The organism is Flavobacterium sp. 2755 (assembly GCF_031455715.1).
In the GTDB taxonomy this organism is placed as follows: Bacteria; Bacteroidota; Bacteroidia; order Flavobacteriales; family Flavobacteriaceae; genus Flavobacterium.
On sequence record NZ_JAVDTG010000003.1, the window covers coordinates 125,686 to 139,218 of the forward strand.

General features: G+C 33.3%; 9 protein-coding genes. 7 read left to right on the forward strand and 2 right to left on the reverse strand.

What is annotated here, in order from left to right:
• Positions 1 to 66 precede the first annotated feature (66 nt).
• The 7 genes from J2Y38_RS07820 (at position 67) to J2Y38_RS07850 (ending at position 9,448) form a co-directional block, all read left to right on the forward strand.
• Positions 67 to 1,743 carry an OstA-like protein gene (locus J2Y38_RS07820; protein ID WP_309841065.1) on the forward strand — a complete coding sequence of 559 codons (1,677 nt, stop codon included), beginning with the start codon at positions 67 to 69 and terminating at the stop codon, positions 1,741 to 1,743.
• Between the two features lie 258 nt (positions 1,744 to 2,001).
• Positions 2,002 to 3,195, forward strand: a complete 1,194-nt coding sequence (locus J2Y38_RS07825) for an aspartate aminotransferase family protein (protein ID WP_309841066.1) — start codon at positions 2,002 to 2,004, stop codon at positions 3,193 to 3,195.
• Between the two features lie 156 nt (positions 3,196 to 3,351).
• Positions 3,352 to 4,746: a tetratricopeptide repeat protein gene (locus J2Y38_RS07830; protein ID WP_309841068.1), complete on the forward strand. Its 1,395-nt coding sequence runs from the start codon at positions 3,352 to 3,354 to the stop codon at positions 4,744 to 4,746.
• A 2-nt stretch (positions 4,747 to 4,748) separates the two neighbouring features.
• Positions 4,749 to 5,498, forward strand: coding sequence for a shikimate dehydrogenase (gene aroE / locus J2Y38_RS07835; RefSeq protein ID WP_309841070.1), 750 nt, complete (start codon positions 4,749 to 4,751; stop codon positions 5,496 to 5,498).
• Between the two features lie 65 nt (positions 5,499 to 5,563).
• Complete coding sequence (locus J2Y38_RS07840) at positions 5,564 to 6,325, forward strand: lipid A phosphoethanolamine transferase (RefSeq protein WP_309841072.1); 762 nt, start codon at positions 5,564 to 5,566, stop codon at positions 6,323 to 6,325.
• A gap of 246 nt (positions 6,326 to 6,571) precedes the next feature.
• On the forward strand, positions 6,572 to 8,566 hold the full coding sequence (locus tag J2Y38_RS07845) for a DUF349 domain-containing protein (protein WP_309841073.1): 1,995 nt from the start codon (positions 6,572 to 6,574) through the stop codon (positions 8,564 to 8,566).
• Between the two features lie 462 nt (positions 8,567 to 9,028).
• Positions 9,029 to 9,448, forward strand: coding sequence for an OsmC family protein (locus J2Y38_RS07850; RefSeq protein ID WP_073482369.1), 420 nt, complete (start codon positions 9,029 to 9,031; stop codon positions 9,446 to 9,448).
• A 73-nt stretch (positions 9,449 to 9,521) separates the two neighbouring features.
• Here J2Y38_RS07850 and J2Y38_RS07855 read toward each other — a convergent pair whose 3' ends face one another.
• Entirely contained in the window at positions 9,522 to 10,793 is a 1,272-nt protein-coding gene (locus J2Y38_RS07855) for a tetratricopeptide repeat protein (protein ID WP_309841076.1), read from the reverse strand.
• A 46-nt stretch (positions 10,794 to 10,839) separates the two neighbouring features.
• Positions 10,840 to 13,482: a DNA gyrase subunit A gene (gene gyrA, locus J2Y38_RS07860; protein WP_309841077.1), complete on the reverse strand. Its 2,643-nt coding sequence runs from the start codon at positions 13,480 to 13,482 to the stop codon at positions 10,840 to 10,842.
• Positions 13,483 to 13,533 lie beyond the last annotated feature (51 nt).

The window sequence follows — 13,533 nt, forward strand, 5'->3', positions numbered from 1 at the left end:
TAAATTAATGCTAATAACAATCTAAGGTTATATCCTTTTTTATAAATTTGACAAAAATTTAATCACTTGAAGAAATTACTCTTTTTTATATCTTGTCTGCTTTTATTAAGTGTTCAAATCATTTCTGCGCAAGCACCAAAAAAAGCGCAGGGACCAAAAAAAATCAACATAGAACATTCTGATTATTTAGATGTGGATCAGGCTACAGCGCCTGATGCAGTCTTGCTAACCGGAAACGTAAAAGTGAACCACGACGGAGTAGTTCTTACTTGTAATAAAGCGTATTACTTTCAGAAAGAAAATTATTTAAAAGCTTTTGGTAATGTACAATTAGTACAAGGTGATACTTTGTTTTTAAATAGTAAATATGCCGAATATAACGGAAATATGAAAAAAGCTTTTGCAACTGGAGATGCTGTAATGACTTCACCAGATGCAACTCTGCAAACAGACACTATTAATTTTGACCGAAATACCCAAGAAGTTTTCTATAATACAAAAGGTACTATCGTGAACAAAGACAATACTTTAGTGAGTAAATCTGGAAGGTATTTTGTCGCTGAGAAAAAATTTCAGTTTTTGACAGAAGTTACGATTACGAATCCTAAATATGTTATAAAATCAAATCATTTAGATTATTACAGTAATTCCGGACATACGTATTTACTTGGTCCATCAACAATTACGAGTAAAACAAATTATATTTATACCGAAAAAGGCTTTTACGACACCAAGAAAAACCTAGCTCACTTTTTACGGAAATCATACATAAAATACGACGACCGACTCATTGAAGGTGATAGTTTATTTTATAATCGAAACACAGAATTTGCATCGGCAACACGAAATGTAAAAATCACCGATTCTATTAATAAAGGACTTGTAAAAGGGCATTATGCCGAAATTTACAAACTAAAAGATTCGATGTTTGTAACCAAAAGAGCCGTTGCTATTAATTTAGTAGAAAACGATTCAGTTTATATTCACGGACAAAGATTAATGGTTACGGGAAAAGAAGGTGAACGAATTTTGAGAGCTTTTAAAAATGTCCGCTTTTATAAAACCGACATGAGTGGAAAATGCGATTCGATACATTCAAACTCTAAAACTGCTTTAACAAAATTAATTGGAAGTCCGATTTTGTGGAACGGCGACAGTCAGATTACGGGTGATTTAATGCATTTAATTGGCGATAACAATACCAAAAAATTAGATTCACTAAAAGTTATTAATAACACTTTCCTCATCTCCAAGGACACTTTAGGAACGGGGTATAATCAGGTCAAGGGACTCAATTTATTTGGAAAGTTTAAAGAAGGAAAACTCCACGATGTTGATGTCGTCAAAAATACCGAAGTCGTCTATTTTATGCGGAACGACGCCAATGAATTAATCGGAATTAATAAAAATGTCAGCAGTAAAATAAACCTGATTCTCGAGAATAATGCCGTAGAAACGATTACGTTTTTTAATCGTGTTGACGGAGATATTTTCCCTGAAGAAGATTTACCTGAAAATGCCCGTAAACTGCGTGGTTTTGTCTGGCGCGGCGACGAAAGAATAAAATCGAAAGATGATATTTTTACTGCCGAAGAAAATGAAATGAACGACAAATTAGTCAAAGAAGGAAAAGAGCAGGAAGAAAAAGATAAAAACGTTCCGATGAAAGTCAGGAAAGAGACTTTGAATTACGATAAAAAGAAACCAGCTGTTAAGACAGAAACGAAAACTAAAGTTAAATAGTCTTCAGTTTTCAGTCTCAGTTTTCAGTCTCAGTTTTCAGAATTTGAAACTTGAAACACATTTAATTTTCAGTTTCAGCTTTGAGATCTTCATTAACAATGCATTCTTAATTTTAACCTTACAAACTTTGCGTAAATCTTTGCGATCTTTGCGTTAAAAATTAGTCTCAGTTTTCAGTCTCCAGTAACCTGAAACTTTAAACCTGAAACAAAAACCTAAGAACCTTAGCATCTCAGCAACTTAGCATCTTAAAAAAAAATGAACCCAGATTTTATAAAATACCAGGCACAAACTTCCCCTTATCCTTTAGGAATGGAAGTTTCGCACGCCATTGGATCATACATATACGATACAAACGATAAAAAATACTTAGACTTTGTTGCCGGAGTTTCGGCTTGTACGCTTGGGCATCAGCATCCCAGAGTAAATCAGGCCATAAAAGACCAGTTAGACAAATATTCGCACGTAATGGTTTACGGAGAATATTCGCAGAGTCCCGCAGTTCAGTATTGCAAATTAATGGCTTCACTCCTTCCAGAATCCCTAAATAAAACCTATTTAGTAAATTCAGGAACAGAAGCAATTGAAGGCGCTTTAAAACTAGCTAAAAGAACAACAGGACGCAGTCAGCTTATTTCTTGCCATAACGCTTATCACGGAAATACAATGGGTTCTATGAGTGTTATGGGATTTGAAGAACGCAAACGAGCTTTTCGTCCACTGCTTCCAGATGTAGATTTCATTACATTTAATAATGAAGCCGATTTAGAAAAAATAACAACCAGAACCGCTGCCATTCTTTTAGAAACGATACAAGGTGGTGCCGGATTTATTCAGCCCGAAAATAACTTTCTGCAAAAAGTCCGCAAGCGTTGTGATGAAGTTGGAGCGTTAATGATTGTAGATGAAATTCAACCAGGTTTTGGAAGAACCGGGAAACTTTTTGGTTTTCAAACCTACGATGTTGTTCCTGATATTGTCGTTATGGGAAAAGGTATGGGAGGCGGAATGCCTGTTGGTGCTTTTACAGCTTCGGCCGAAAGAATGGACCTTTTAACCGAAAATCCTAAACTGGGACATATTACCACATTTGGTGGGCATCCTGTCATTGCGTCAGCTTGTTTAGCTACTTTGCAGGAATTAACTGAGACAAATTTAATGCAGGAAGCATTAGAGAAGGAAAAACTGTTCAGATCGCTTTTGGTACATCCTTTGATAAAGGAAGTTAGAGGAAAGGGATTAATGCTCGCTGCGATGACTGAAACGGCAGATATAACGAATCAGGTTATTTTAAACTGCCAGGACAAAGGGCTAATATTGTTTTGGCTTTTGTTTGAAGGATGTGCAATCCGTATAACACCGCCGCTTACCATTTCTGAGGAAGAAATAAGAGAAGGCTGTTCCATAATTTTAAATGTTATGGACGAAATTTTAAAAGCGGGCAATAATTAAATAATCTTTTAAAAATCAGAAGATTATAACTAAATTTGGAGCGTAAATTCTAAATTCATTGTTAATTAAATTGTTCAAAACAATTAATTTTCCTTCCCCACATCAATTATATGGTTGCCTAAATTTATAACAGGCTAATTTCAAATAAAACAAAGTATGCAATTAAGCAACGAAGAAGAAGATTATAACCTATCCTTATCAAAATTTGAGTCGATGTTAAAAACTAACAAAGTGCTCTTTTTTGATTCTGAAGAATTTGAAGAAATCATTCTTCATTATTTAGATATAGGCAAGGCTAATTTAGCAAAAAAGGCCTTAAAACTTGCATTAGACCAACATCCAAAATCTACAGGCTTAAAATTAGTACAAGTAGAAATGCTGGTTTACGAAGACAAACTTGAAATCGCTGAGAAGCTTTTAAACGAGTTGTATGCAATCGAACCAAACAACGAGGAAATTTATATCCAAAAAGCAAATATTTGTTCTAAAAGAGATCAACACGAAAAAGCGGTAGAATTACTTAAAATTGCCCTGCAATATACTGATGATTATGCCGACGTGTACAACTTGATTGGAATGGAATACCTTTTTATGGATAATCTTGAACTGGCAAAAGAAAGCTTCATCAAATGTCTTGAAGAAGATTTAGAAGATCAATCTGCCTTATATAATGTGGTTTACTGCTTTGAATTTTTAGATCAAAATCAGGAAGCTATTATATATCTGAACGACTACATCAACAAAAACCCATACAGCGAAATTGCATGGCACCAGCTTGGAAGACTGCATTATGGCGTAAAAGAATATGAAAATGCCATTCGTGCTTTTGATTATGCAACCCTAATCGACGATGAGTTTTTAGGTGCATTTATGGAAAAAGCAAAAGCTTACGAACGTCTTAAAAAATACAATGAAGCGATTGAAAGCTATAATCGTACCATTGAGTTAGATGATGCAACTTCGTATGCCTTGTTGCGTATTGGTAAATGTTATGAAAAATTAGGAAATGCTGTAAAAGCACTTCAATATTACAACCAGACTGTTCATGAAGATCCGCTTTTAGATAAAGGCTGGATTGCGATTACAGATTTTCATGTTCGCCAAAAGAATTTTCAAAAAGCATTGTTTTTTGTCAATAAAGCATTAGCAATCGACAATCAAAATCGTTTGTACTGGAAACGTTACGCAACGATCAATAAACAAATGAACTTTTTTGAAGAAGCTGAATTTGGATACAGAAAAGCAGTTGAATTTGGAGATTATGCTCTTGATACCTGGTTATACTGGGTTGATATCCTTCAATTTTTAGGAGAATTTGAAAGTGCCATTCAAACATTGCTTCAGGCTTCAGAATATTTTCCGGAAGAAAACGAAATCGAATATCGTTTAGCAGGATTGTATTTTATGATTCAGGACAATACAAAGGCAAAATTCCATTTAAGCAACGGACTTCGTTTAAACTTTGATAATTATATTCTTATCGAAGATTTATTTCCGGTTGTGTGGACAAAGAAAACAGTTAGAAATTATATCGAAAAACACAGAAAATAATAATGATTGATATTTTAAAAAGGCGTTTTGGCTTATTGGGCCGTAATATTAGTTACTCATTTTCAAAAGGTTATTTTACAGAAAAATTTAACGACGAAATTTTCGCAGGCAACAGCTACGAAAACTTCGACATTTCTGAGATCAGCCATTTTACAGGATTATTGAAAAACAATCCAGATTTGAAAGGTTTAAATGTTACGATTCCTTATAAAGAACAGGTTATCCCTTTTTTAGATAAACTATCAAAAAAAGCAGCTTTAATTGGTGCTGTAAATACTATTAAGTTTACCAAAAACGGAAAACTAAAAGGTTACAACACCGATTACTACGGCTTTAAAAAATCATTAAAACCTTTATTAGAACCGCATCATAAAAAGGCATTAATCCTTGGTACCGGCGGCGCTTCAAAAGGTGTGGCTTTTGCATTGGATGAACTTGGTATTCTTTATACTTTTGTTTCAAGAGAAGCAAAAGAAAACATCATTGATTACAACTTAATCAATGCTACAACTTTTGATAATTATCAAATCATAATCAATTGTACGCCAGTTGGCACAAGCCCTAACATAGAAGCTTGCCCTGATATTCCTTATGAGTTTTTTACAGAAAAACACATCGCATACGATTTGATTTATAATCCTGCCGAAACTCAATTTCTTAAAAATGCTAAAGAAAGAGGTGCCGTAATTAAAAACGGATATGACATGCTTATTTTTCAGGCAGAGAAAGCCTGGAAGATCTGGAACAAATAAAAAAATACACAATGTAGGAAATTAAAGTAATTTTTGTAAATTAGTCTACTCATTTGTAGATAGTTATGAAAAAATCAATACTTTACTTCTGCATTTTATTTTTTATTTCTCTTGCTTCCACAGCACAGGAATCTCAAAACACAAATGAGACCGCAAGTAGTGTGTATACAGAAGCCCGATATCATTATTATCTAAAAACGATTTTACTTTTTAATGAATATTTAGATACTGATTCTGGCTCATTTAACACAACACAGCTTCGATTTTTACATCCTATTGCCAATAAGGCCTGGAATTTAAGAGTCGATCTTCCATTAGTTTCTACTAATACTTCTTCTATAAATAAAACCGGAGTTGGAGATATTGGAGTTGGAATCAGCTATATCCCATATTTAGAGCATAAAAACGGCGGAATTGCTTTTCGCGCCCGGGTCATATCAAATTCAGCTGTTGATCCTGCTTTAGGATCAGGAAAATGGGTCATTGCTCCTGCTGTTTTCTATGGAAAATATTTGGTCATGAATAAATTATTATGGATAAGTTCTTTAGAAAACCAATCCAGTTTCGCAGGATCAGGCAACAGAAGTGATATCAATACCACATCTTTTGAGAATTATTTTATGTACATTTTTGGAAAAAACTGGTTTGCTGCCGATGCCGCATTTAGATACAATAATACAAATAAGGGTTTTCCAAATAATGCTTTTATAGAATTTGGCCGAAAAATAACAGCAAATGATATGGCATATATTCATCCGAGCGTTGCTTTTGGGAATCATAAGTCTTATAATTGGGGAATTGAAGTTGGAATGCTGATTTTATTTTAATCAGGAATCGACAAAAGTTTCTATCTAAAATCGTTAGTTTAACTTCAATCTTCTAAAAACAATAGGAAATTGAAATTTTTATTTCCTTCAAACAATTTATAAAAATTAACATATCAAAGGTGTAAATGATAGTAAAGAATAAGAATTTCATCGTAAAATACAGCATAAACAAACGATTTATTTTGTAGTTAGAAACACCTTTACTATCTTTCGCTCTGTTTAAAGTAAAAACCTTATACATTTAAAATGTTAGAAGAAAAGAATGATAACCTGCAAGAAGCAGACGGAAAGTTAGGAATCGATATTAGTGATTCTACACAAGATGATACAGTTGAAGCTGCAGAAACTGAAACGGTAACCGAAACTACTGTTCCAGATGTTGAAAATGAAGTTGAAGAAACAGCTGAAATTGAAGAAACTGATCATCAAAGTGCATTAGATGCCATAACAAATTCAAACGCCGAAGAAAGTGAAGATGAAACGCTAAAAGAGCGTCATGATATTCCTATGAAGGATTATGATACTTTTTCTTTGGATGCACTGGTAGACGAACTTAAAAAATTGGTTAATATAGACAAAACAATGTCTGTAAAAGATCATATTGAGGAAATCAAAAAATCATTTTTACTACAATACAACCATCTTATAGAAGAAAAAAGAGAAGAATTTAATGCTTCAAAAGAAGATCCAAATGAAGAATTTGAATATCATTCTCCTTTAAAATCTAAGTTTGATGAATATTATAATATTTTTAGAGAGAAAAGAAATGCTCACTTTAAACATTTACAGACTAATCTAAAATCTAATTTAGAAAACCGTCTTGCTATAGTTGAGGAATTAAAAGAACTTATAAATCCACAGGCAAATATAAAAGACACTCTTAAGCATTTTAATGATTTGAGAGAAAGATGGAAAAATGCAGGAGCGATTCCAAAAGACAAATATAATCACGTTTGGAACAACTATCACTTTCATGTAGAAAATTTTTATGATTATCTGCATTTAGATCGTGAAGCAAGAGATTTAGATTTTAAACATAACTTAGAGCAAAAACAAAAAATCATTGCAAGAGTTGAGGAGCTTGTAAACGAAAACGACATAAGTAAAGCTTTCCGAGAATTACAAGACTTACACCGACTTTGGAAAGAAGATATCGGACCTGTTTCTAAAGAACACCGTGATTCTATCTGGAATAAATTTAGCGAACTGACTAAAAAAATTCACGATAAAAGAGAAGTTTTATTCGAAAGCCAAAGAGCAAACGAACAACAAAATCTTGAAGCTAAAAAAGAAATTATTTCTAAAATCGAGGTTTTAGGAACGGAGAAAGTAAACTCGCACTCGCAATGGCTTGTTCAGATTCAAAAAGTGGAAGCTTTAAGAAATGAGTTTTTCGCTGCCGGAAAAGTTCCTTCTGAAGTAAATGAGGAAACCTGGGCTTCGTTTAAAACAGCTGTTAGAAATTTCAATGCCTTTAAAAATTCGTTTTATAAGGATATCAAGAAAGATCAGAACGATAATTTAAATAAAAAAATGGCTCTTGTAGCTAAAGCCAAAGAATTGCAGGAAAGCACAGATTTTGGCTCTACTACTCCAATCATGAAACAAATTCAGGAAGAATGGAAACAAATTGGTCATGTTCCTAAAAAATATTCAGATAAAATCTGGAAAGAGTTTAAAGATGCGTGTAATCATTATTTTGATAAATTAAAAGAACACAAATCAGAAGAAAATGCTGATGAGGTTGCTGCATTTGATAACAAAAAAGCATACTTAGATATTTTAAGAGCTTACCAATTAACAGGCGATCACAAAACAGATCTTGATGCCATAAAACAGCATATTGAAATTTGGAAAGGTTACGGAAAAGTTCCTTTTTCAAGACGCCATATTGAAGGTAAATTCAATAAAATTTTAGATGCACTATTTGAAAAACTAAGTTTAAGCAAAAAAGAATCTGAAATGATGCGTTTCTCTAATAGAATCGATTCGTTATCAGACAGTAACGATACGAGAAAATTAGATAATGAAAAGATTTTCATTATGCGTAAAATTGAAGAAGTTCAAAATGAAATTTTCCAGTTAGAAAACAACATTCAGTTCTTTACCAATACTAAAAATGCTAAAAAAGAGAATTCAATTGTTACAGAAGTACGCAAAAACATTGCTATTCACAAAGAAAGCCTTGACGTTTGGAAAGATAAATTGAAACAATTAAGAAACTTAAATCAGCCGGAATAATTGTCAGGTTGAGCGAAGTCGAAACCATTTAAATATAAAGGTGTAATGAAATTCATTGCACCTTTTTTTGTACTTATTTTTTGTAGTCATTTTTTAACGCAAAGACAGCAAAGATTTTTTATTAAGGAATGTTTAAAAACATAAGTTCGCAAAGCTTTGTCAATAACAGCTTTGTGAACTTTGTATACTAGTATAAAAATAAAAAACTTTGCAAACTTTGCGCAAATCCTTGGTGTTCTTTGCGTTAAAATTCCAATCCAACTTTCAACAAAAAACTTTGCGAACTTTGCGTAAACCTTTGCGTCTTTGCGGTTAAATATCACCACAATAAAAAACCTAAAACTTAACATTCTCATTAAATTTCGTAAAACTATTCTGCAAAATATTGATTATATTTGAGTTACCACTATTAACAATAATCAAACAAATAACATTTAATACTAATTTTTAAATAAGAAGAACATGAAATTTACACGAAAAGCAAATGCCAACTGGAAAGGAACCGGCATGGAAGGAAAAGGAACTATAAGTACACAAAGTACAACATTAGATAACGCACAATTGTCTTTTAAAACAAGATTTGCAGACGGAGTTGGAACAAACCCTGAAGAATTAGTTGCAGCAGCGCATTCTGGCTGTTTTACAATGCAGTTAAGCTTTTTGCTTAACGAAGGAGGTTTTACTGCAGATGATTTGTCTACAGAAGCTACAGTAACTTTTGAAGACGGAACGATAACTTTAATTCATTTAGATTTAAAAGGAAAAGTGCCTTCTATATCTGCAGAAGAATTTGAAAAAACTGCTGCAAAAGCAAAAGAAATCTGCCCGATTTCAAAGCTTTTAAATACAACTATAACTTTATCTGCTACATTAGTGAGTTAAGTCTATTTTCTAAGCATAAAAAAAACCATCCTGTTTTACAGGATGGTTTTTTTATATAATGAAATGACTAATATTAGTTCATTGTTGCTTTTAAAGCTTTTGCTTCAGCAGTCATTTCTAATGCTTTATAAACTCCTAATAATGTTTTAGCAACATCTTCGTTTTTAGGATCTAATTCATTTGCTTTTTTAAGGTAAGGAATAACACCTTTAAAAACACCTTCTCTTTGCGCTTTTAAAACGTCATAACGTTTCATATCTTTTGCAGAAGTACCCAATTTATTCATTTCGTCAATGATTGGTTTTTCAGCTTCTAATTTTAATGCAGCAAGGTTAAGGTATGCATTAGTATAGTTAGGATTGATTTCGATAGCTTTTAAATAGTATTTCTCAGCGTCAGCCTCATTTTTTGCATTTGCACTAATAACACCTAAATTGAATAATAAATCAGCATTGTTTGGATCTTTTTGTAATGCTTCACCAACTAATTTTTTATACTGTTCGAAATCTTTCGTCTCAAGGTATAAGTTAGCTTCTGTTAAAAGTAATGATGAATCTTCCGGATTTGTTTTTCTAGCATCAGCAATTGCTTTTTTAGCATCCTCGATTTTTCCTTTTTGAACTAAAATCAATGCTAAGTTTTTATAGATTTCACCTCTTTTTGAAGGAATTGCTTCTGTTTTAGGTTTTTCATGAGTTCCTAATTTTACAGCTAAATCTCTATCTTTTGCATTAGCAAAGTTATCTTCATTTCCACTAGCTTTATTTGTAGCTAAATATAAAGTTCCTTTACCAGAATAGTTTAATTTTTTCAACTCTTCATATCTAGAAAGCGCAACGTCATAATCTTGACCATTTACAGCTGTAGAAGCTGAGTAATAAAGATTGATTGTATCATTCTTATCTAACAAATAGGCATCATACAATTTTTTAGCACCTTCTACATTTTTGTTGTTTTGAGTATCAGCAATAGCTGAATTAATCAACAAACCTTTGATATTTGTAATCGAAGCTGCTGCCTGAGTTGAATATTTCTGTTTTCCAGATGCATTTTCAACATCGATTAATTTTTTATAGCTGTCAGCTGCTGCACTTAAGTTTTTACTTTCTTCAACTTTTTTAGTTGCAAGGTCTAAATAAGCATTCCCTTGTACAAAATAATATTGAGCCTGCTCTGTATCTTTTGCATTCACTATAGAGTTCTCTGCATCTTTTAACTGTGCAAGAGCTCCTTGTGCATCGCCGCTTTTCAATGCTTTTTCAGCATTTTTAATCTGATCTTTTTGAGCAAATGTAGCTACAGAAATCAGTAATGCTGACGCTAGTATAACATATTTACTTTTCATAATGTTCAATTTGTATATTTAATTTAATTTTCTTGTGGTTTTATCTCTATTCTTCAGATTCTTCCTCTTCAGAGTCGTCTTCGTCTTCCACTACATCATCAGCGTCATCATCGTCATCTTCTGCAGTTCCATCATCTTCAAGAACTTCATCAAGATCCGGCTTAACTCTTTCAATTGCAGATTCGACAACATTACCATCTTCATCTACAATAACTTCTTCTGCATCGTCTTTCATAACTTTTGTAACAGCAGCGATAGAATCTTTACCTTTTAGGTTAATCAATCTAACACCTTGAGTAGCACGTCCCATAACACGCAAATCCTCAATTGCCATTCTAATTGTTAGTCCAGATTTGTTGATGATCATTAAATCATCAGAATCTGTAACGGCATTAATCGAAATTAATTTTCCTGTTTTCTCCGTGATATTAAGAGTTTTAACCCCTTTACCTCCACGGTTTGTAATTCTGTATACATCTTCTCCATCGTCATCAACTAATTTGGTACGTTTTCCGTATCCATTTTCAGTTACAACTAATATTTGAGAATCAGCAACATCATTTTTACCAACAGTAACCATACCAATTACTTCATCAGTATCATCTTTTAAAGAAATTCCACGAACTCCAGAAGCTGTTCTTCCCATCGGACGTGTTTTTGTTTCTTCAAAACGAACTAATTTACCAGACTTAACTGCCAGGATAATTTGGCTTTCTCCGTCAGTTAATTTAGCTTCAAGTAATTCATCACCTTCTTTAATAGTAATAGCAGCAACTCCATTTACACGAGGTTTAGAATATTTCTCTAAAGAAGTTTTCTTAACCTGTCCTTGTTTCGTAACCATTACAAGGTTATGCGTATTGATATAATCTTTGTCTTTTAAGTCTTGTGTACAAATGAAAGCTTTTACTTTATCGTCGCTTTCAATATTTACTAAGTTTTGAATTGCTCTACCTTTAGCAGTTTTACTTCCTTCCGGAATTTCATAAACACGCATCCAGAAACATTTTCCTTTTTGGGTAAAGAACATCATATATTGGTGGTTTGTCGCAACGAACATATGTTCAAGGAAATCCTGATCTCTTGTTCCGGCGCTTTTTTGACCTACTCCGCCTCTATTTTGAGTTTTATATTCTGTTAAGTTCGTACGCTTAATATAACCCGCATGCGAAATTGTAATAACCACATTTTCATCAGCAATTAAATCTTCGATACTTACATCTCCACCAGAATATTCAATAGTAGAACGACGTTCGTCTCCGTATTTCTCACGAATTTCTTCAAGTTCTTCCTTAATTAAGTTAGTTCTTAAATTAACGTCTGCTAATAAAGCTTTTAAGTGTTCGATTAATTTCATTAATTCTTCAAACTCAGCTCTTAACTTATCTTGCTCCAGACCTGTTAACTGACGCAAACGCATTTCAACAATGGCACGAGCCTGAATATCTGACAAACTGAATCTTTCGATTAATTTCTCACGGGCTTCTTCCGTATTTTTAGAACCTCTGATTATCGCAATTACTTCATCAATATTATCAGAAGCAATAATTAATCCTTCTAAAATATGCGCTCTTTCTTCTGCCTTACGTAATTCAAATTGTGTTCTACGAACTACAACATCATGACGGTGCTCAATAAAGTAGTGAATCATATCTTTAAGATTCAACATTTGAGGGCGTCCTTTTACAAGTGCAATATTATTTACACTAAAAGAAGATTGTAATGAAGTGAATTTATATAAGGTATTCAATACTACGTTTGGCGTAGCGTCACGTTTTAAGATATAAACGATACGCATACCGTTTCTATCAGACTCGTCACGAATGTTGGCAATACCATCTATTTTTTTATCATTAACTAAATCAGCCGTACGTTTAATCATTTCGGCTTTGTTAACCTGATATGGAATCTCGGTAACAATAATACATTCTCTACCGTCAACTTCTTCAAAACCAACTTTAGCACGCATAACAATACGCCCTCTACCAGTTTTAAAAGCTTCGCGAACGCCTTCATAACCATATATTACACCACCCGTTGGAAAATCAGGAGCTTTAATATGCGTCATTAATTCGTCAACTTCGATATCATTATTATCAAGGTACGCTAATGTTCCGTTAATAACTTCTGTTAAATTGTGCGGCGGCATATTAGTTGCCATACCTACTGCAATACCTGTTGCTCCATTAACTAATAAGGTAGGAACTCTCGTAGGCATTACTTTTGGCTCATATAAAGTATCGTCAAAGTTCAATTGAAAATCAACTGTTTCTTTTTCGATATCTGCCATAATATCTTCTGAGATTTTGCGCATTCTGGCCTCAGTATAACGCATTGCTGCCGGACTGTCACCATCGACAGAACCAAAGTTACCCTGACCATCAACTAATAAATAACGCATACTCCACTCCTGAGCCATACGCACCATTGCGTCATAAACTGAGGTATCTCCGTGTGGGTGATACTTACCCAAAACCTCTCCTACGATTCTCGCAGATTTTTTGTGGGCAGATCTTGAAGTTACACCTAAATCATACATTCCGTAAAGAACTCTTCGATGTACTGGTTTCAAGCCATCTCTAACATCAGGAAGCGCTCTCGATACAATTACTGACATCGAATAATCGATGTAAGCTGATTTCATTTCATCTTCAATGTTAATAGGAATTAACTTTTCTCCTTCAGACATAAGTTGTTATGTTTAAATAATTATTTAGTTTCAAAGCGTGCCAAGATACGT